Here is a 21234-nt window from a genome sequence, read left to right as displayed (position 1 = left end):
TATACTTAAGCCCTTTTGCTAAAAGTTTCTAATAATCAACGCATTGTGACGAATTCTTCACTGCCAGTCGGGTGAATAGCGACTACCGCATCAAAGTCCGCTTTGGTTGCGCCCATCTTCATCGCAACGGCAAAACCTTGAATCATTTCATCGACAGTAAAACCAATACCGTGTAAGCCCACTACGGTTTCTTCAGGGCCAGCACAGACCAACTTCATTTTGCATGGTTGACGGTGCTTCGTCACTGCGGTGTACATTGCTGTGAAGCCAGAGGTGTACACCTTGACGTTTTCTTTGCCGTACTTCTCTTCAGCTTCTTGTGTTGTCAGACCAATGGTGCCAATAGGTGGGTGGCTAAAGACGACGGTTGCCACTAAGTCATAATCCATTTTTGCGTCAGGTTTGTTGTTGAACAGACGCTCAGACAATTGACGGCCGGCTTTTACTGCCACTGGAGTTAACTCGATACCGCCTTCCATAATATCGCCGACACAGTAAATGCCTTCAACATTAGTGGTTTGGTACTCATCTACTTTGATGTAACCACGATCATTGGTTGCCACGCCGGTTGCACTTAGGTTAATGGCATCGGTGGCTGGGTGACGGCCAATGGCCCAAATAAGTTGGTCAACGTTTTGTGTGTTGCCGTTTTCTAGATGGAGAGTTAGGCTGCCATCGGCTTCTTTCACCACTTCTTTTGGTACAGAGTGCGTATGCAGTGTTGGACCTTCGGTGTTCATCACCTCAACTAAGGTTTCAATGATCATTGGGTCAAAGCTGCGAAGTGGGGATTCTTTACGACAGAACAAATGCGTTTCTGTGCCTAGTGCGTGCAATACGCCAGCGATTTCAACGGCAATATAACCAGCACCAATCACTGCGACGCGTTTTGGTTGTTCGTTAAGCTCAAAGAAGCCGTTTGAATCAATGCCGTGCTCTGCACCTGGAATGTTTGGAATGCTTGGGCGACCACCAACGGCGATAAGAATGTGGTCAGCAGTATAGTGCTCACCATTTACTTCTACCGTTTTAGCGTCAACAAATTTGGCAAACCCTTTGATGACATGGACGTTGTTATTACCAAGTACACGGTCGTAAGACTGATGGATTCGACCAATGTAGGCTTGACGATTCTCAACCAGTTTACTCCAATCAAAGCCTTTCACTTCAACATCAAAGCCATAATCTTCAGCGTATAGGTTCATGGCTTCTGCTACTTGAGCACCATGCCACATTACTTTCTTTGGTACGCAACCAACGTTGACGCAAGTGCCGCCAAGATCTTGCGCTTCAATTAGCGCAACTTTAGCACCGTACATTGATGCTCGGTTTGCCGATGCAATACCGCCGCTGCCGCCACCAATACAGATATAGTCAAAATGAGTCGCCATTACGTTCTCCGAAAGCTGATTAATTTTATGATTTGTTTATAACAAGAACATTGGGGTGAGCATAGTTGAACTCAATATAGCCGTCATGTTTTGTTAAAGAATCGCTATCTCTATCATAAATCGAGTCTAGCAACTTTAGCCAATGGGAAAAAGTGGCATTGATTATGAGTAATAACGATTAATGGTAAGGGTATTGAGAGAATGTTGGTTTTTTCTTGCCCAGCCCTTGCTATTACAAGGGCTGGTGGATTTTGGTGTCCATTCTAATATTGATGGTTATTGGCGTAGAAAGGACATAGCGTTGTTGATGGGATTAACCGCAACAACTGCTAGTGCCGCAACCACTTTGTGCTTGTATATCTTTTCCATCAGCAAGATAGGTATTGGTCAGATAGAAATCACCAAATAATGCCAAAAAATCATCAGACACCGTTTTCTCAACCAACCCTGTCGCGAGCAGGTTGTGCTGCCAAGTTTGCATTTTTGGTAGACCACATAAAAAGTCGAAGCCAGAGTGCTGTTTTACGATTGACGCACGATGCAGTAAAGGTAACCAAGCGAGATCGACATGACTTAACGTATCCGATTTAAAGAACGCAGACTTACCTGAAAGCTGGTTTTCTGCTTTGGTAAAAGCGGCTATCAGTTTTTCCGCGCGAGCATCAAATGTTGCTTTATCTTTACTGCTCATCGTGCCGCATTGCGGCAAATAGTGTTTAGACCCTAAGTAGCTCCAAGCTCGGTCTAATGCACGCTGTTCATTAGTGACCCCTTGCTCTAATGGGCCGTATTCGTCTTCGATGTATTCGATGATGGCATCAGATTCAAACAAACTGATACCGGATTCCGTCACCATAACAGGGACTTGACCATTGGGTGAGATATCTAGAAACCATTGAGGTTTTTCTTTTAGGCTGATGTACTCGATCTCATAAGGGATCTGTTTTGCTTCCAGTGCAGCAGTCACTCGTTGAACAAACGGACAAATCTTAAAGCTAACAATTTTAATCATTTGGGTTTCTCACTAGGGTTAGTAATAGGGAGTACGGGAGTACTTTCACTAGTAAGACGTGGCGCAACGGAAAAAGACGAAAATAATTTCAATAAAGTGGAAATTATTTTAGAAAGCTGAGGGAATAGAGATAAAAAAGGCGCAACCTTGTTTTGAAAAACAAGAGATTACGCCTTCATGCCGTTCAAATGATTGAATCGTGTTTACTCAGGAACAATCCATTCAACTTTATAATGTCCCGTCGCTGGGGCGATCTTGTCTTTGAGATAAGGCAAGATGTCATTCATTTGCTGCTCTAGCATCCATGGAGGGTTGACCACAATCATTCCCGATGCCGTCATGCCTCGCTCATTGGTATCCGGCGATACGCCTAACTCAATTTGCAGGATTTTACGAATGCCTAAGCCTTGTAGCCCCTCAATCATGTCTTCGATATCGACACGGTTCACCACCGGATACCAAATGGCATAAATACCCGTTGCCCAACGTTTATAGCTTTGCGCAATGGCAGTGACGACATCACGATATTCTTTCGCCAATTCGTAAGGTGGGTCGATTAGGACCAAACCGCGTCGTTCTGCTGGTGGAAGGCTACCTTTAAGACGTTGAAAGCCATCTTCTTTAAATATTTTCACTTGGCGATCGCGGTGAAACTCTTGCTCAAGTAACGGGAAGTCACTTGGGTGAAGCTCCGTTAACATCATGCGATCTTGTGGGCGAAGATGGGCGCGTGCGACTCTAGGAGAGCCAGGGTAGTAACGCAGCGTGCTGTCATTATTAAGCTGAGTGATCGACTCAATGTAAGACGCCATCTCTTTAGGAATATCAGCATTACCCCAAATACGGGCGATGCCTTGCTTATATTCGCCGGTTTTTTCCGACCACTCGTGGGTAAGATCGTAGCGACCAACACCAGAATGAGTATCGTGATAAACGAACGGCTTATCCTTGTTTTTTAGGGAATTAAGGATAAGACTTTGTACTATATGTTTGACGACGTCGGCGTGGTTGCCCGCGTGGAAACTGTGTCGATAGCTCAGCAAAATGAAGACTCACTTAAAAGGTCGAATGCACGGATTATAACCCTATCTGCCACCGATACCCAGATAACCAGCAGAAAACTGTGCATCATTAAAATCACACTCTGCGTCATGAGTGGTGAGTTGCTATTGATTTTTTCTATTATCGCCTACATTTATCTATTAATTACGCTCACTTATCTTCTTAAGAGAAAGTGAAGGACCCAAACACTCAAAAGGGATGCTGCATGTCTAATCCGTTAATCAGTTTTACTGACTTACCTCCTTTTTCACAGATTAAGCCAGAACACGTAAAACCGGCTGTTGAGCAAGCGATTGAAGCGTGCCGCCGTAAAATCGATCAAGTGTTGGCAGAAAATGAGACGCCAACGTGGGATTCAGTGATTGCACCCATTGATGAAATTGACGATCGTCTGAGTCGTCTATGGTCACCCGTCAGCCATATGAATTCGGTGATGAATAGTGATGAGCTTCGTGACGCCTATGAAAGCTGCCTGCCTATCTTGTCTGAGTACGGCACATGGGTTGGTCAACATAAAGGGCTATACGAAGCGTATAAAACGATTAAAGCCAGCGATGCGTATGCAGCGCTCACGCAAGCTCAAAAGAAGACCATCCAAGATTCATTGCGAGACTTTGAATTGTCGGGAATTGGCCTTCCAGCGGCAGAGCAGCACCGATATGGTGAGATCAGCAAACGTATGTCTGAGCTAGGCTCGCAATTTTCGAATAATGTGCTCGATGCCACCATGGGCTGGAACAAGCATATTACTGATAAAGCACAGCTCGCGGGGATGCCAGAATCGGCGTTGGCGGCCGCGCAAGCTGCTGCGGAATCAAAAGAGCTTGATGGCTATCTACTCACGTTGGATATTCCATCGTACCTTCCTGTGATGACCTACTGTGATAATGAAGCGCTGCGCAAAGAGCTGTACGAGGCTTATGTCACACGCGCGTCTGACCGTGGTCCAACAGCAGGGAAGTGGGATAACACGGAAATTATTGCTGAGCAGCTTAAATTGCGCCATGAAATCGCGCGTTTATTAGGCTTTAGTAGCTTTAGTGAAAAATCGCTCTCGACAAAAATGGCTGAAAATCCAGGACAAGTGCTTAGCTTCTTGAACGATTTAGCGACGAAAGTTAAACCGCAAGGTGAGCGTGAAGTTGAAGAGTTGCGTCAGTTTGCACAAAAAGAGTGCGGTGTGACGGAGCTTAACTTGTGGGATATCGCGTATTACAGCGAGAAGCAAAAACAAAACTTATTCCAGTTCTCTGATGAAGAACTGCGCCCTTACTTCCCAGAGTCAAAAGTAGTGAGTGGCTTGTTTGAAGTGCTAAATCGAGTGTTTGGCATGCAAGTACAAGAGCGTGAGGGCATCGATACATGGCACGAGTCTGTGCGATTCTTTGATATCTTTGACGCCTCAAACACGCTACGCGGTAGCTTCTATTTAGATCTCTATGCGCGAGAGCACAAACGTGGCGGCGCATGGATGGATGAGTGCCGTGTGCGCCGAACCAATCTTGCTGGTGATTTACAAACGCCTGTAGCGTACTTAACGTGTAACTTTAATAAACCGGTTGGTGATAAGCCTGCGTTGTTTACTCATGATGAAGTCGTGACGTTATTCCATGAAACGGGACACGGCATTCACCACATGCTGACTCAGATTGAAACTGGTGCAGTGTCTGGTATTAATGGCGTGCCTTGGGATGCCGTTGAGCTACCAAGCCAGTTTTTAGAAAACTGGTGTTGGGAAGAAGAAGCGCTGTCGTTTATCTCTGGGCATTATGAAACAGGTGAGCCGCTGCCAAAAGCCATGCTAGATAAAATGCTGGCCGCGAAAAACTTCCAATCCGCTATGTTTATTCTACGTCAGCTTGAATTCGGCTTGTTCGACTTTACGTTGCACACTGAATATGACCCAGAAATCGGTGCGCGTGTGCTGGAAACGTTAGCGAATGTGAAAGCGAAAGTTGGGGTGTTACCAAGCCTAGAGTGGAACCGTTTCTCTCATAGCTTCAGCCATATTTTTGCTGGTGGCTATAGTGCGGGATACTACAGCTATTTGTGGGCGGAAGTACTCTCGTCAGATGCGTATTCACGCTTTGAGGAAGAAGGGATTTTTAACAAAGAAACCGGACAAAGCTTCTTGAATAACATTTTAGAAATGGGCGGAAGTGAAGAGCCGATGGAGCTGTTTAAACGCTTCCGTGGTCGAGAGCCTCAAATTGATGCGCTACTGCGTCATTCTGGCATCAGCGCTTAAAACACACTATGACGAAATGATAAAGCCTCTCACTTGAGAGGCTTTTTTATGGGTCGACATTGCGGCTGATTGGGTTTTGTAACGAAATCAACGTTTCCGTGGACTGCACTTCATCGATCGCTTGAAGTTTATTAATGAGTACGTGCTGTAATTCTTCAATTGAGCGGCACATCAATTTGACGAAGATGTTGTAAGCGCCGGTGGTGTAATAAGCCTCAACAACTTCATCGAGTGCGTCGAGTTTTTCCAGTGCCGAGTGGTAATCACGCGCTGCGTAGAGGTTAATACCAATAAAACAACAGACGTCGTAGCCTAGCTTTTTGGTGTTCACCACCACCTCTGTGCCTTCAATAATGCCAGCCGCTTTCATTTTTTCAATACGAACATGAATAGTCGCAGGGCTGACATCAAAGCTTTTTGCCATTTCAGCATAAGGGCGTCGTGCGTCTTCCATCAGTGTTTTTAGAATCGCCTTGTCGAGATCATCTAACCCATTGACGCTGTGCATAGTGAATCCTTAATTTTAGGCTGTCATTGACAATAAAGAGGCTGTAGAGCTTAGCACTAAAATGTTGAGGCCGTCTGCGTATGGATCACGCTTATTGGTAGACGGATGGACTTCATGTACACTTGCTGCGTTACTTTAAACCTTTTCGGAGCCAACCTTGCACATCCAACTTATCTGTGAATATTCCCCGCGCCAAAGTGAACTCGATCAGTTGGCACAACGTTGGGGATTGGACGCATCTGATGACAGTGAGTTTGCGTTGGTACTGACTGAAGAGCGCTTAGAACTGCGTAAACTTGATGAGCCCAAGTTGGGCGCTATTTTTGTGGATCTGGCCAGCGGAGCGGTGGCGCACCGCCGAAAGTTTGGTGGTGGAAAAGGGCAGGCCATTGCGAAAGCTGCTGGACTGAATAAAGGGGCGACCCCCGTGGTACTCGATGGCACCGCAGGATTGGGGCGAGACGCGTTTGTATTAGCGTCGCTTGGCTGCAAGGTGCAAATGGTTGAAAGGCATCCAGTCGTTGCTGCACTGCTTGATGATGGTTTAGCGCGCGCTAAGCAAGATCCAGAGATTGGCTCGTGGGTGTCTGAGCGCATGTCATTGCTCCATGCATCAAGCTTGGATGCGTTAACGCTTCTTGCCGATGACCCGGATTTTCAACAGCCCGATGTAGTGTATTTGGATCCCATGTACCCTCACCCAGAAAACAAGAAAAAAAGCGCATTGGTCAAAAAAGAAATGCGAGTTTTTCAATCTTTGGTTGGTGCCGATATGGATGCCGATGGCCTATTGGAGCCCGCACTGCGATTAGCGAGTAAGCGTGTGGTGGTAAAGCGTCCAGATTACGCGAATTGGCTCGATGAGAAAAAACCGACAATGGCGATTGAAACCAAAAAAAATCGGTTTGATGTTTATGTTAATGCATCAATGAGTTAAACCTAACTCGGCTTACTTTGTGACTAAACCCCTCCATGTAACTTGCGTAAGTTACTTGTCACCAGTCTCATTAGGCTGTATATCTAACTAAGAATCATTATTATTCGTTATTTTAAGTAGCTGATATTGGGAGTGGCCGTTATTGGTTGCTCTTGCGGATCTTGGTTAGCTGGAGGGTTGTATGGCTAAGCGTCTTTGTAAGTTAAATCGTCATGACATCAATGCAAATTTAGGGGATATTCATCGTCTAGTTGCTGAGCCTAAATTTCTTTGTCGTTCCTGCTCCCGTTCATCTGCCGATAGCTCAACGTTATGTAAGCCAGCCGCGATCCCACCGATGAGTTGCCAAGTAAAACCAGCAAAAGAGAAACTTACCTGTGGTTTATTACTTGAGGGCATGACAAAAGAAGAAATAAGTCTAGAACAAGCTATCGCTTCAGAAGCGGCAGTATCTGAGTCAGACGTTGTCATAATGCAGGAGCCAGAAGGTAGTGATAAGAAAGCGTTAAAACGCGCGAAGAAAGCGTTAAAAAAACAGGTCAAGATGCAGAAAAAGCTGCAGAAAATAATCAAGAAGAGCCAAAAACTGGCGCGTAAACAGAGCCTGCTTGAACAAAAGTATCATCATGCAGAAATGCTGGTTAGTCAGCAGCTAGAAAAAATGCAGCCCGAGCAGCTGCATTAATAGTAGACGTCTTGTGAAACGACGGTGAGTTGTTGTGCGATATTCTTGTTTGTACAGCGTTTTTTATCGTAGAGAACGTTTGGCTGTACAGGCTTATTGCTTTGTTATGCCGGACAGGCTGCGGTATTGAGCTTCTACACGAGGTTTCACCCAGCGCTCATTGACGATTAAAGACAGCAAAATAATCCCTCCGCCAATCAGCAATCTCGGTATGTCGACATCTCGGTTCCAAATGACGATATTGACAATTAAGCCTGCAGGAACCAGTAGGTTATTCATTACCGCTAGAGCGCCCGCATTGACAGAGCACGCCCCCTTATTCCAGATAAAGTACCCTAAACCAGAAGCAATCGTGCCTAAGTAAATCAAAATACCCCATTGAGTCATGGTGGTGGGTAGTTTTTCAAAGCTGCCAAAGATTGAGAAAGCGACGGTTGCAACCACGGTGGCCCCAAGATAGAAATAGCCAAATACAGAATGTTGAGGTAGCTCAATAGTTTCACTTTCCATCACGTACTTGTAGCTTACTTGTCCGATGGCAAAGCATAGGTTTGCCCCCTGAACCACAAGATAGCCCATTAAGAAGTTGTCATTGATGCCTGCGAATTTGATAAAGGCTGCGCCGCTAACCGCGATCGCAGCGGTCACTAAGTACCACGGTGAAAAGCGACCCTTGAGTAGGTCATAAAAGAGAGTCACATAGATAGGGGTAAACACCGTGAATAGTAATACTTCGGGGACGGACAACAGCAGAAACGACTGATAATAAAAGCAATACATCAAGCCTAGCTGTATCCCACCTATCGCCATTAGCTTTGCCATCAACGTTTTAGGAACGAGCTTGAATTTAGTGAACGGTAGAAAGACGGCTGCAGCCAAGACTACTCGCATCAATACTGAAAACCAAGAATCAACCTGACCCGCTAAGTAAACGCCGATCAAACTAAAGGAAAAGGCCCATAATAGGGTGACGGAATAAAGGTAACTCATAACAGTGATTAAGTGCTTGTTTTGAATGGGGTGGTGATTATATCACCTTAAAACAAGGAAAGTGGGCGGATAAGAAAGGCTTCCTATTGGAAGCCTTGTTGGATAAGGGCGGTTAGTCTTTAATCGGCACCACTAAAAGGTCGACAGGTGTGGTATTTATTAGCTGTCGAGTGGACGATAAAATCTTGCTCCAAAAATCCTGATGATGACCGCACACCACGAGATCAACGTTAAATTCACCAATAGTGTCGGTTAATTCGTTACTGAGATCGCCACTCCCCACCAAAGAATGTTTGATAGGGTAGTTAGCATAGTCGGCAAAATCTTTTAGCTGCCGCATGGACGCTTCCATTGCCTGATGTTGGGTTTCAGCCATATTGAGATCAATCAAACCCGTATAAAGCTCTGCATAGTTCACATCGATATGAATAAAGGAAACCTGAGCATCGAGTGGCTTGGCTAGGCATACCGCTTTATCGATAAGCAGTTTACTTTCTTCTGAGAGATCCAATGCGACCAAGATATGTTTATAGCCCATAACGCACTCCTTCTGACGTAAGTTCTAGGTATAACATAGCATTGTGTTGGCAAAAAATGTGTTGAGATGATCTCAATTCACTGTCGTGACGTAATAATCTCACGGGTATTTTCTCAACATCAAGACAATAAATAGTGCGCAAAATCGCTCAAGTTTTCTAGACTCAAATTAAGAGTACAGTGTCTTACTCAGTGGTAAGAATGGATGGATGAAGCAATACTCCGCAAAATGTTATGTTATAGTAGCGTTAATTGAAGCTATGAAACTAGGAGTAGAGCATGCTTTCAGAAGCAATGGTTGAACATCTAAACGAGCAAATAAATCTCGAATTTTTCTCATCCAACCTATACTTACAAATGAGTGCTTGGTGTGAAGACAAAGGATTTGAAGGTGCAGCTGAATTTTTACGTCAGCATGCGGTGGAAGAGATGGAGCACATGCAACGTCTTTTTACTTACGTAAGTGAGACCGGCGCACTGCCTATTCTTGGCGCGATAGCTGCCCCTAAACATGACTTTACCAGTTTAGGTGATGTCTTCCGTGAAACGTATGAGCATGAGCAAATGATTACCGAGCAAATCAACAAGCTCGCACATGTCGCTTTCACTGCACAAGACTACTCGACGTTTAATTTTCTTCAGTGGTACGTTGCCGAGCAGCACGAAGAAGAAAAATTGTTTAAAGGGATTTTAGATAAGCTAGAACTCGTTGGTGAAAATGGTCAAGCGCTATTCTTCATCGACAAAGATTTAGCCATGTTAGCAAAAGAAGGTTCTTCTTCCATTATGGATACCCCCGCTGTGTAACATCAGCGAAAAAAGCCGTTAGATCGTCTTTTTCTCTTGGGTATCTTGGAAGAGGTAGGGAGGAAAAGATGATCAGTGGCGACACTATTCTACTAGCATTGATGCTCATTACGTCAGTCAATATGGCAAGGTATCTGACTGCACTACGCTCACTTATTTATATCATGCGTGAAGCCCACCCGTTGCTATATCAGCAAGTGGATGGCGGTGGCTTTTTTACCACCCATGGCAATATGACCAAGCAGGTTCGCCTGTATTCCTATCTAAAAACCAAGGAATACTATCATCACCATGACGAAGTGTTTATTTCCAAGTGTAATCGAGTGAGAGAGCTGTTTGTCTTGTCATGTGCATTGGCTGGTGTGTCACTATTGGCGGCGTTTTTACTGTAGAGTTGGGGATGACGTTGATTTGAACGTCACGTAATCGAGCAACCTTTGACTACTCACTCAGGGATTGCGAGGGCGCGAAAGATTGCAATACCAAAAAGACTCGCTACAATGGCGAGCAATAAGAGATAAGGATGTGCTTTGGCACATCCTTTTTTGTTGATTCCATTTTTTGTGTGTCGGTAGAGTAAAGCTATGAGCAATAAATTTGATGTGGTCGTGATTGGTGCTGGAGCCGCAGGATTGATGTGTGCTGCGGAAGCGGGTAAGCGCGGACGTCGTGTGCTGGTTTTAGATCATGCCAAAAAGCCAGGTCGAAAAATTCTCATTTCAGGTGGTGGAAAATGTAATTTTACCAACCATGATGTGACGCCAAATCATTACCTATGCCAAAATCGTCATTTCGTAAAATCCGCATTGTCTCAATACAGCAATTGGGACTTTATCTCGATGATTTATAAGCATGGGATTGAGTTTGAAGAGCGCGACCACGGTCAGCTTTTCTGTTTAGATTCGGCAAAAGAAATCGTCAAAATGTTATTGGATGAATGCGATCTGCCGACCGTTCGCTTTCAGTACCAAACGGACGTACATTCCATCACCAAAACAGACAGTGGATTCTCATTTCACGCCGACAGTGCTAATGCGGGTAATGCCGTCATCGAGTGTGACTCGCTAGTGATCGCCACGGGTGGCTTATCTATGCCAAAGTTAGGCGCGACCCCGTTTGGTTATAAAGTGGCAGAGCAGTTTGGGTTAGAGGTTATCTCAACGTCAGCGGGTCTCGTGCCGTTTACGCTACACAAAGAAGATAAAGAGGACTTTGCTGAATTGTCCGGGATTGCTATTCCGGCCGAAATCACCGCAGTGGATGGGACAATGTTCAAAGAAGCATTGCTGTTTACCCATCGTGGTTTATCAGGGCCATCTGTGTTGCAAATTTCTTCATTTTGGAAGCCAGGGCAACCAGTTACGGTTAACTTAGTGCCAAATTCAGATGTGGATGAACTCCTGTCATCTACTCGTGAAAATCATCCAAATCAAAGCCTAAAAAACACCTTAGCCCGAGTGCTACCTAAACGGTTGGTTGAGCTTCTCATCGAAAGAAAAGTGTTTGCCGATAAGCCGTTAAAGCAGTTTAACCCGAAAGAAATGGCCGATATTGTACGCCAGCTTGAGCAGTGGAAGATTGTACCTAATGGTACTGAAGGTTACCGCACTGCTGAAGTGACCTTAGGGGGCGTGAATACCGATCATCTATCTTCAAAAACCATGGCATGTAAATCCGTCCCGGGTTTGTACTTTATTGGCGAAGTGATGGATGTGACTGGCTGGTTGGGCGGATATAATTTCCAGTGGTGTTGGTCCTCTGGGTTTGTTGCGGGGCAACACGTTTAACGCATTATCCCCTCTTATTATCGAGTGACACGGCTCTAATAGAGCCGTGTCCTAGTGATGTTGAACTACACTTTTTGTATCGGAAAGACCTCGCTTGGCGCAATAAACTCTTGCTGCGCAGCAATGGTTTGTAGCTCCCATTCCCCACGATTTTGTGTCTCTTTTAGCACGCCATAACTGGCGTTATTGGCATGTTCAAACGCCTGCTCTGGCGACCAACCTTTTAACAGACCCGCAGTGAACAATGCAGAGATGAGATCGCCAACTCCGACCGGCTGTTTATCAAAATCTAGATGCGGGCGCTGGGCAATATAGCAGCCTTGTTTCGTCGCTAGCATCATGGTGAACTTTTCATTCGACACACTATGCAGGTGCTTAACCAGTACCATTTGGGGCCCCTTAGCTAAGGCTATATGACACGCGGTGACGGCATCTTCGAGGCTATTAATCGCAATATCGGCGAACTGGCCTAATTCAAATTGATTCGGCACGATCACATCTGCCATAGGCATGACGCGTTTGACTAAGTGCTCCGTCGTACCTGCGGGCACGATGCACCCTTTTTCTGGCGAGCCCATCACAGGATCACAAACATAGATGGCTTCTGGGTTTTGAGCTTTGACTTTTTTGACGGCATCAATGACAGCAAGGCATTGCTCGGCGCTGCCTTGGTAGCCCGATAAAACAGCCTGGCAATTAGCCAGTTGGCCAATATTGTCGATTCCCTCAATCAAAGAAGCAATGTCTTGGGCAGAAAAGGCTTGTCCGGTCCAACCTTGCTGATATTGAGTATGGTTAGAAAACTGAACGGTATGAATAGGCCAAACTTCAAATCCCATTCGCTGCAGAGGAAAAGTGGCTGAACTGTTGCCAGCATGGCCATAGACAACATGGGATTGAATGGAGATAACGCCCTTCATGGTGGCTCCTGATGATTGAATAGTAAGTACCCTGACTAATATGAGCGCGAAAGTCTGCTCAATCAAGATTTAACCACATAAATATCCTGATTATAGGGTACTAGCATCAATTTGATGCTGAGAAGCTGCTGAGAACACTCCTGACACCTTTGCTTTCGCGATCAAATACCGTTCCACCCAGAGCAGCTCGCCACTTACCGCTTTTGTTTTGAACGATATACTTAGCTGAAAGCTCTAGCGACTCGTCCACCACTGCTCATGACGTAATGGCCAATATAAGCAGGAATAAAGACCGATTGACCTTTGGTTAGAGACAAGCATTCACCGTTATGACTCGTCAGCGTTAGATCATCATCTATTGCCATTACTATTTCAGCGCTGCTAGTGAGTATTTGTTCCTGTTGAGGGCAATGAAATATATTGAAATTAAAATCATTCACTGGAATTTCATAGTGATCACATGAACCCGTGTGTGAGGGGGAGAGTAACAACTGGTTAAAGGGGGTAGGGCTGAATTCTGTACATGCGACTAACTCTGCTACATCAATGTGTTTGGGGGTTAATCCAGCACGCAACACGTTGTCTGAATTGGCCATAATCTCTAACCCGGTTCCTTTAATGTAAGCGTGCGGAGTGTTCGCATTTAAATACATCGCTTCACCTGGTTGCAATGTGATCAAATTAAGAAGTAGAGCCGAAAATAGTCCAATATCGTTGGGGTACTGGTGGCTAAGCTCTATGATTAATGCGCATTCGGTTTGTTCTTGGTGGACGGCAGAGTAAGCCAGCAACTGCTCTAATGCGTTGTGTTTCGCTTGCTCATTCAGAGTTAATAGATGACGGAAAAAAGTTTTCAAGCCTTTAGCGTTAAGGTTGTTGCTAAAGTCTTCAATCAAACCTGTAAGCTCACAACAATTTACTTGCCTGAACAAGCTCATTATCTCGCTATATTCTCGGAATCCATTCATCGCTTTGTATTCTGTAATCGCGTAAACCAACTCAGGTTTATGGTTCGAATCTTTGTAATTACGATGCCCTGCGGTGAGAGGGATTTTTGCTTGTTCTTCTTTTGCAAAACCTATCTCAGCTTGGTCTTTATTAGGGTGAACCTGAACAGATAGCGCTTTTTCTGCCGCCAAAATCTTAAATAAGAATGGCAGTTCGCCAAACTCTTGTGCGATATCGGTTGATAGGTATGCTGGCTTATTCTTGTTAATAAGTTCAGATAGAGAGAGCAAATGCTGGTCAACTATGACCATTGAGCACCCTCTAGGATGCGCCCCCATCCATACTTCAGCTTGTGGTTGTTGTGGCTCATTTTTAAAGCCAAACAGTTCGTGCATTGAAGAAACACTTCCCCATGCATAGTTCTGTATCGTGTTTTGCATAGGGAAAAATGAGTGTTCTGATAAAGGGCGAAGTGACATGAGTTTTTCCGTAGTGAACTCTTTGAAGCAATTCAAGAGAGCACATTTCTGATGGCGATAAATAATCAGAAAGGTTACAGAGAGAGGTGAGAACTCACATGAGAGGAGGTCTTAGAGGGAGTAGGAAAAATTCTTAGAAGCGAATGAGAAAGGTGAAAAGCGTGAATAGAATCACATTTGGATTTTATCGATGGGCGATGCGGAAAACAAGATAGCGGTCAATAAAGTGCGCCGCTATCTTATTGGCCGCAATACCCCTCACAAACCAACTTGAACATCGGTACTTTTTTGAGGTGACTGTGCTTGTAAGAAAGGCAGTAAAAGAAGCCCGATAACGGCAGCACATGTAGAAATGGTAATGAAGAATCCACTCCAGCCGTAGGTTTCTAAAACGAGCGCTAATGGGTAACCAGAAAGTGCTGCTCCCATATAAGCAAATAAGCCAACAAAGCCCGTTGCCGCGCCTGCCGAGTCTTTATGCGAACACTCGGCCGCGGCCATTCCGATCAACATTTGGGGCCCAAAAACAAAAAAGCCAACACAAAATAGCCCGGCGGCTTGAAACACAAAGTTGGTTAGCGGCATAAGCCATAGCGCTGATACCGAGAGGAAAATGCCAATGGCAAACAAAATATTCATTGGTCCACGATTGCCTGCAAACAACCGATCAGAGCCCCACCCAGCCACTAATGACCCAACGAAACCGCCAATTTCAAATAAAGACAGAGCGGCATTCGCATTGATCAAACTGTAATTGTGCTCTTCGGTTAGATATAAGTTCCCCCAATCGTTAACGGCCGTTCTTACGATATAGACCAACACATAGCTAAAGGCGAGCAGCCAAATGTATTTGTTACTGAACACATAAGTTTTCAATATCTCTCGATAACTGAGCCCTTGTCCATGGCTCTCTTGTGCTAATTCTAGGGGATCATTTCGCCACTTTCCTACGGTAGGGAGCCCCATAGTGCTTGGCTTATCCCGTAAACGCCAACAGACAATAATCCCAATAACAACGCCAATCACACCAGGCCAAATAAACCCAGCTCGCCAACTAAATTGAAGAGTCAGGTAGCCGACGAGAATAGGAATAAGTGCTCCACCTACGTTATGTGCGGTATTCCATATGGCCCAGCGAAATCCTCTTTCAGAACGTGAGTACCATGTCGTCAATAATTTAGAGCATGAGGGCCAACCCCAACCTTGGAACCACGCATTAAGTACCCAAAGCGAGATAAAAGCAGCTAACGAACAGGAAAAGCCGAAAGCGATATTAATCAGCCCTGTCGCGATTAAGCCAAAGCCCATAAAGTAGCGCGGGTTTGAACGGTCAGATATCGTGCCTGAAATAAATTTAGATAAGCCATAAGAGAGGTAAAAGAGCGTACCAATTAAGCCTATATCACCTTTGTCCAAGCCAAGGTCAGTGATCATTGCAGGCGTCGCATAATTAAAAGTTTTACGAGTGAAGTAAAAACCTGCGTAGCCAACGTACATTCCTATCATGATATGGAGACGCCAGTATCGATAGCTCTGATTGACCTCATCATGATTTAAAGTCTGGCTATTTGAAGTGGTTGAGCGCAGAAATCCAAACATAGTCGTTCTCACACTTTAGGTAATGTAATACTGATATTCGTGCCCGTAGAGGCGCCATTCGCGTTGATTATCATCTTGCCTCCGAGCGCTTGAACACGTTCTTGCATACCGCGAACCCCCATTCCTTTCAGAAGATCTTGTGCGGTAAAGCCAACGCCATTGTCTGAGATTCGAAGTGCAACTTGCTCATCTAGAGTTAATTCAATTCTAATTTCGCTGGCTTGGGCATATTTATAGGCGTTGTTTAATGATTCTTGGCACAGTCGAAACAGCGTGACCTTGAGAGTGTCACTCAGGCATGCGTAATCACCTTGCCAATTTAACTGTGTATCAATGCCATGGTCCGAAAATTCCATTTCCCGTATGAGCTGTTCAACCGAGTCTTTTAGATCCAGATCATCTAACATTTTAGGTCTAAGTTTTGTTAGTAGGCGTTTGGTTGTGTCGTAGATATTCAAAGACAATGACTCAATCATGCCCGCACAGCGAACACTCATTTCTGCGGCATCGACACGTTTAATAATGCTTGCCTGTGTCCGAATTGCTGTAATATTTTGGCCGATTTCATCGTGTAGCTCGCGAGCAATCTCACGGCGAACAGACTCTTCAGTCGTCACTAACTGACGTGAAAGGTTTTGATTTCGGGACAGCTCGCTTCGCAGTTTTGAATTCAGGTCTTTTTGTTTCTGAACCGCAAGGCCAAGCAAAATACCTGTGATGGTTTGAGCCGAAAGAGACAAGAGTAAATCAGTGACTTCGAGCCTAGATGTGCCGCTATGGGCGGCAATTAAAGCGACACTATTGAGCAGTGTCGCGAGCAGAGCACCCTGCCAGCCATAACGAACGGCCAGCAAGATAATAGGAATCGCCATACAAAATGGCGCGAACCGTCTGAGTTCATCCGGCAGGCTGGTTTGTATCAAAATACTGGTCACCAGCAACACGCTGTATAATGCGATGTGGCGTATTTTAAATTCAATAACATTGTTGATTAAGTGAGAACTTAGTGGTGCCCACTTGTTTTGAAATAGATAATTCCACACTAAGTAACACATAGGCACCAGCATAAGCCCCCCCGTGATACTGACCAACCACACCATGTAAACGGCAGGAACATGAGTACTTACCACGGCAACGTTAATCAATGCGGTGATCATTATTAAGCTCGCCATCACTAACAGGTGACGATTTTGATCACCATAGTAATAACGTTTGGCAAATAGAGTGGCAGGAATACTTAATCCACTGGCAATTAATATCGTTAACCACTGTGGCTCATTAAGTAATAAAGCCAAAGCGATGGCGAGTCCCCATTCTGCAGCATAAATAGCCGGCCAGTATTGTGTGCGAGTGTGCAGCGTCATACCCAGTCGCAATGAAAAGGGAAACAATAGAATGGCGAGTTCTGGGTCATTAATAAAATAGAAGGCAATCACCCATAAACAGAACCATGCACAACCAGCCATAAAAACGCCGCATAGGGAAGTGGCTAGGTAGGATCGCATTAGTACGGTTCTTGAGTGAATAGTTTGGCTAACTCAACGTTGTTCTTAACATTCAGTTTATCCATCGCATTGGCGCGATGAACATGCACTGTTTTGTGGCTAAGCCCTAATTCAACAGCAATAGACTTTACATCTAGCCCTGTTGCCAATAACTGGCACACTTCGTTTTCGCGGCGCGTTAGTTGGTTTAATGATGCTTTATTTTTTATCGGTGTCGCGAGCTTTATTGCGATATCTGGTGTGAGATAACAGCCACCATTTGCACTTGTGTGTACGGCTTGAATTAACTCATCTGGGCTACAACGCTTGCTGAGATAACCTTTCGCGCCTAATTCTAATGATTTTTCAACCATCGCTGGTGAGTCATGTACGCTCAACATAATGCTGGCAATCCCTGATGGAATTTCTGCCAGTAAACTCAGGCCACTTTCATCTTGCATTGAAATATCCAGAATAACGACATCAGGATGGCAACTTGGAAGTCCGAGGCGCGCTTCTGCCGCAGAATTGAACTCACCTACGACGGTAATATCCGTTTCAAGGCTGAGTAGTTGAGCAAAGCCCGATCGAACAATGACGTGATCGTCAACAAGAGCAACATTAATCATGATATTAACCAAAACTGAGAATGGAAAAGAAAAGTGCCCCGGCAGGAGCGATAGATAGTTAATTTGAATGTCTGGAATGATACTGAATCACACTATCGATTGGTATGGTCTCGCGTGCTTTAATCGAATAAAGTACGCGAGAGCATCCATGTGAGACTAGTTATGCATTTTGAGCAGCTAAGTGCATCTTTTTAGCGTGACGAATCTTCTTCTCTTCGGCAACCGCAACGAATAGCAGTAAAATGATACAAATGGCGGCGGAAGTATCGAGTGCCGCGAATGTTCCTTTCCAGCCAGTTAAGCCGAAAATTGGCGTTCCGTCAGCAATCATACCGAGACCTAATTTGGCAAAACTGTCACCAATTAGGTAAGCAAAGGTACCTTTCACACCATCAGCCACACTGATCGCTTTTTTAGGCACAAAGCCAACCGCAGCAACACCGATTAAGAGCTGAGGACCAAACACGAGGAAACCCAGTACAAATAGTGATGCAAGGTACATGAACTCGCTGGTGGCATGCTGGTAAAATTCAAGGGAAACAATGATTAAACCAAGAGATACGCACGCAACTAAAGCACGGCGTCCGTTAGCAAGGTCAGACAAATAGCCCCACATTAGCGTGCCAACCAGAGCACCGACTTCAAACAAAGTAAAGCCTGAAATAGCCGTTTCTTTTGATAACCCTAATTCTTGATACGCGTAAACGGTAGACCACTGATCGATACCGATTCGAACAATGTATAAAAAGATATTCGCGAAACAGAGTAACCAAATCACTTTGTTTTTAAGCACATACTCAACAAAGATTTCTTTTTTGGTCATTTGATTTTCTTCAGCGGCGGTATCTTCTTCGCTGACTTCTTCATCAAAGAGCTCTTCTACTTTACCTAAACCGTATGCTTCTGGAGAGTCATTACCAAAGCGCATGCCAATAAAGCCCACAACAATGGCGATGATAGATGGGAACACGAACATACCAATCACGTTACCATCAAATAGATAGTTTGCGCCAAATAGAGCAACCCCTGCCGCTCCCGCGCCACCAACGTTATGCGACATATTCCAAAGACCCAAATATGAGCCCCGCTTATTGCGAGGGGTCCATTTGGTAATGGTTGAGTAACTAGAAGGCCCGCCTGTACTTTGGAAGAAACCACTTAATGCGTAGAAGGCAACCATCATGAACAGGCTCGCGCTGCCTCCGCCCATGCTGAAGCTGAATCCCAACATAGCAAGGCCAGATAGGATCAGCATAAATGGTAGAAATTGTTTGGTATTTTTACCATCGGCGTAATAGGAAACGACTGTTTTACCAATGCCATAAGTAATTGAAAACCCAAGACCAATGAGACCTAGGTCAGTCATGGATAATCCGTAAGTAGAAATCATGTCGTTTTGTGCAACATTGAAGTTTTTACGGATTAAGTACATGGTTAAGTAACCAATGAATACAACTAGATAAGATTGTAGGAAAGGCTTAAACCACATTTTTCTTCTGGTTTCGACCGGAAGATCCAACGTCGGTTTTCTCACCTGGTCTAGGAACTTTAACATTGTAAACTCTCTTATAGTTTATGAGGTCTGCACGGTAATTTTCCGACCATGCACGCTTTGTTATTTGACCGGGAAATAATAGGGAGTCGAAAAAGCGACCGCATGAGAGAGGGTCTTAGAATGACTAGGAAAAATTCGTAGTTCAGAATTGGGAGTGAAGAAAGCGTGAAGAGCATCACTTTGTTTACGAACCGATACTCGCCAAATGAGTTACCAGTTGCTTCCATTCAGACGAACAGAATGTGCTGAGCAAGCGTCTTTTCGGTGTTGATTTTGGTAGGGAGCAGGCATAAAAAATCGGCCTCAACCTAGTTGAGACCGATAATGAAACCTACTGATTAAGCTACATCAACCATTTCCACCAGATGAAAATAGCCAAGAAACCAAACAGGTAAATCAGGCCGGCCCACGATAGGGCTTTCAGTTTAGGACCCAGTTGCAACGACTCAGGAAGTGTTGCTCGTGAGACTAGGATATAGTTCAACAGAGCAAAAATTGGCGTGGTTACAAAGGCGAGAATCATGGCGAAATTTAGCAAGGGCATCAGTGCGGAAGCAAAGAAGGCAATGATAGAAATCGCGGCTGTTGCCACTACCACAACCCAAGCTTGAAAGTGCTTAGGATTGTCGTCTTGTTGCTTTTGTAGCAAACGCTGAGATTCTGCAATGGCTCGTGAATAACCGTCAATGACGGTAATGGTGCTGCCAAAAATACAGAAGAAAGCAATGACGGCAATTAAGTAACGGGACCATTCACCGATGGTGGAGGCGTACATTCCCACCAGTTGATGAGAGAAGCCTACGCCGGATGCGGATAATTCGGTACCAGAGCCATTAATCACCAGCGCGCCCAGCGCGAGGAAGACGATCGCGAGAATAGCGGTACCAATGTAACCGACATTAAAATCGAACAATGCAGACTCTGGCGTGACGGTTTGCTTCTTACACTGGCTTTTTAGCCACATGGAAGTCAGGCTTGAAATTTCAATCGGTGCTGGCATCCAGCCCATGGTAACTACAATAAAGCCAATCGATGCAATCGTCCAAGGTGATGGTGCTTGATAATCTGCCGGAGCGACGCTGCCATTAGAAGCCGCGATACAAACCGCCGTCACGGTGGCAATCGTCAAAACGGCCATGATGACCTTAGATAGTGTGTCGAGTGCGCGATAGTGACCAGCAAATAGAATCGCTAAACAGGTCGCAAGTACAATGCCAGACAGGGCGACGATTGGTAGGTCAAAAGGTAAAAAATAACCCAATAGGCTCGCACTAAATAACAACAGTGCGGCGGTATTTACGATGCCAGAAATAACGCTGAGTATGGTAAACACCCACAAGTAGCCACGACCTAAATTGGCGTACCCCTGAATTAAGCTTGTGCCTGTGCCCATGGTGTATTGAATGCCTGCTCGGAAAAAAGGGTATTTTAGAAGGTTAACGAGCAAAATAAGTACAGCAAGTTGCCATCCGTATATGGCACCTGCTTTGGTAGAAGCAACAAGGTGTGAACCACCAACGGCCGCGGCTGCCATCATGATGCCAGGACCAAGCGAACGCACTAACTGGGTAAATCCAGAGCGTTTCGGCTCTGTTGAAGAGAGGGTATTCTCCATATTCATATTCCTTTGTATTTATTATCTATAGGGGCACAGCA

19 protein-coding genes are annotated in these 21234 nt (G+C 45.0%); 6 read left to right on the top strand and 13 right to left on the bottom strand.

Annotated elements, in window-relative coordinates; genetic code table 11:
• Positions 1-35 precede the first annotated feature (35 nt).
• The 3 genes from gorA to L4D05_RS20975 all read right to left on the bottom strand — a co-directional run bounded on the left by gorA (position 36) and on the right by L4D05_RS20975 (position 3446).
• Entirely contained in the window at positions 36-1391 is a 1356-nt protein-coding gene (gorA, locus tag L4D05_RS20985; protein ID WP_428795189.1) for a glutathione-disulfide reductase, read from the bottom strand.
• Positions 1392-1704: 313 nt separating this feature from the next.
• Entirely contained in the window at positions 1705-2403 is a 699-nt protein-coding gene (locus L4D05_RS20980) for a glutathione S-transferase family protein (RefSeq protein WP_428795188.1), read from the bottom strand.
• A gap of 203 nt (positions 2404-2606) precedes the next feature.
• Positions 2607-3446: a 23S rRNA (adenine(2030)-N(6))-methyltransferase RlmJ gene (locus L4D05_RS20975; RefSeq protein ID WP_428795187.1), complete on the bottom strand. Its 840-nt coding sequence runs from the start codon at positions 3444-3446 to the stop codon at positions 2607-2609.
• 224 nt (positions 3447-3670) lie between these two features.
• On the opposite strand from L4D05_RS20975, the gene prlC reads away from it, so the two are divergent.
• A complete protein-coding gene (gene prlC, locus L4D05_RS20970; protein WP_428795186.1) occupies positions 3671-5713 on the top strand; it encodes an oligopeptidase A in 2043 nt (680 codons plus the stop codon).
• A 46-nt stretch (positions 5714-5759) separates the two neighbouring features.
• On the opposite strand, the gene asnC is transcribed toward prlC, so the two are convergent.
• Positions 5760-6221, bottom strand: a complete 462-nt coding sequence (gene asnC, locus L4D05_RS20965; RefSeq protein WP_250618859.1) for a transcriptional regulator AsnC — start codon at positions 6219-6221, stop codon at positions 5760-5762.
• A 157-nt stretch (positions 6222-6378) separates the two neighbouring features.
• Here asnC and L4D05_RS20960 point away from each other — a divergent pair, with 157 nt between their 5' ends.
• Positions 6379-7158, top strand: coding sequence for a class I SAM-dependent methyltransferase (locus tag L4D05_RS20960; protein WP_428795185.1), 780 nt, complete (start codon positions 6379-6381; stop codon positions 7156-7158).
• 181 nt (positions 7159-7339) lie between these two features.
• Positions 7340-7843: a hypothetical protein gene (locus L4D05_RS20955; RefSeq protein ID WP_428795184.1), complete on the top strand. Its 504-nt coding sequence runs from the start codon at positions 7340-7342 to the stop codon at positions 7841-7843.
• Between the two features lie 93 nt (positions 7844-7936).
• On the opposite strand, the gene L4D05_RS20950 is transcribed toward L4D05_RS20955, so the two are convergent.
• Both L4D05_RS20950 and L4D05_RS20945 read right to left on the bottom strand, forming a co-directional pair.
• Positions 7937-8833, bottom strand: a complete 897-nt coding sequence (locus L4D05_RS20950; RefSeq protein WP_428795183.1) for a carboxylate/amino acid/amine transporter — start codon at positions 8831-8833, stop codon at positions 7937-7939.
• Between the two features lie 112 nt (positions 8834-8945).
• On the bottom strand, positions 8946-9371 hold the full coding sequence (locus L4D05_RS20945) for a universal stress protein (protein WP_428753864.1): 426 nt from the start codon (positions 9369-9371) through the stop codon (positions 8946-8948).
• 278 nt (positions 9372-9649) lie between these two features.
• Here L4D05_RS20945 and ftnA point away from each other — a divergent pair, with 278 nt between their 5' ends.
• The 3 genes from ftnA (at position 9650) to L4D05_RS20930 (ending at position 11964) form a co-directional block, all read left to right on the top strand.
• A complete protein-coding gene (gene ftnA / locus L4D05_RS20940) occupies positions 9650-10177 on the top strand; it encodes a non-heme ferritin (RefSeq protein WP_428795182.1) in 528 nt (175 codons plus the stop codon).
• A gap of 68 nt (positions 10178-10245) precedes the next feature.
• Entirely contained in the window at positions 10246-10569 is a 324-nt protein-coding gene (uspB, locus tag L4D05_RS20935; RefSeq protein WP_428753862.1) for a universal stress protein UspB, read from the top strand.
• A 192-nt stretch (positions 10570-10761) separates the two neighbouring features.
• Complete coding sequence (locus L4D05_RS20930) at positions 10762-11964, top strand: BaiN/RdsA family NAD(P)/FAD-dependent oxidoreductase (RefSeq protein WP_428795181.1); 1203 nt, start codon at positions 10762-10764, stop codon at positions 11962-11964.
• Positions 11965-12029: 65 nt separating this feature from the next.
• On the opposite strand, the gene pdxY is transcribed toward L4D05_RS20930, so the two are convergent.
• From pdxY to L4D05_RS20895, 7 genes are all read right to left on the bottom strand, one after another.
• Positions 12030-12884, bottom strand: a complete 855-nt coding sequence (gene pdxY / locus L4D05_RS20925) for a pyridoxal kinase PdxY (RefSeq protein WP_428753859.1) — start codon at positions 12882-12884, stop codon at positions 12030-12032.
• 221 nt (positions 12885-13105) lie between these two features.
• Positions 13106-14311 carry a mannose-6-phosphate isomerase, class I gene (gene manA, locus L4D05_RS20920; RefSeq protein WP_428795180.1) on the bottom strand — a complete coding sequence of 402 codons (1206 nt, stop codon included), beginning with the start codon at positions 14309-14311 and terminating at the stop codon, positions 13106-13108.
• 258 nt (positions 14312-14569) lie between these two features.
• Positions 14570-15910 carry an MFS transporter gene (locus L4D05_RS20915; protein ID WP_428795179.1) on the bottom strand — a complete coding sequence of 447 codons (1341 nt, stop codon included), beginning with the start codon at positions 15908-15910 and terminating at the stop codon, positions 14570-14572.
• 8 nt (positions 15911-15918) lie between these two features.
• Positions 15919-17415: a signal transduction histidine-protein kinase/phosphatase UhpB gene (gene uhpB / locus L4D05_RS20910; RefSeq protein WP_428795178.1), complete on the bottom strand. Its 1497-nt coding sequence runs from the start codon at positions 17413-17415 to the stop codon at positions 15919-15921.
• Positions 17415-18023, bottom strand: coding sequence for a response regulator transcription factor UhpA (uhpA, locus tag L4D05_RS20905; protein WP_428753853.1), 609 nt, complete (start codon positions 18021-18023; stop codon positions 17415-17417). The genes uhpB and uhpA overlap by 1 nt, the downstream gene beginning before the upstream one ends.
• A 160-nt stretch (positions 18024-18183) precedes the next feature.
• Positions 18184-19578 carry a hexose-6-phosphate:phosphate antiporter UhpT gene (gene uhpT, locus L4D05_RS20900; protein WP_428753852.1) on the bottom strand — a complete coding sequence of 465 codons (1395 nt, stop codon included), beginning with the start codon at positions 19576-19578 and terminating at the stop codon, positions 18184-18186.
• Positions 19579-19921: 343 nt separating this feature from the next.
• Complete coding sequence (locus L4D05_RS20895) at positions 19922-21193, bottom strand: NRAMP family divalent metal transporter (protein ID WP_428795177.1); 1272 nt, start codon at positions 21191-21193, stop codon at positions 19922-19924.
• Positions 21194-21234 lie beyond the last annotated feature (41 nt).

The organism is Vibrio nomapromontoriensis, assembly GCF_050337205.1.
GTDB classification, from domain to species: Bacteria; Pseudomonadota; Gammaproteobacteria; order Enterobacterales; family Vibrionaceae; genus Vibrio; species Vibrio nomapromontoriensis.
The sequence above is the reverse complement of the archived record's forward strand: the minus strand, read 5'-3'. Positions and strand labels throughout refer to the sequence as shown.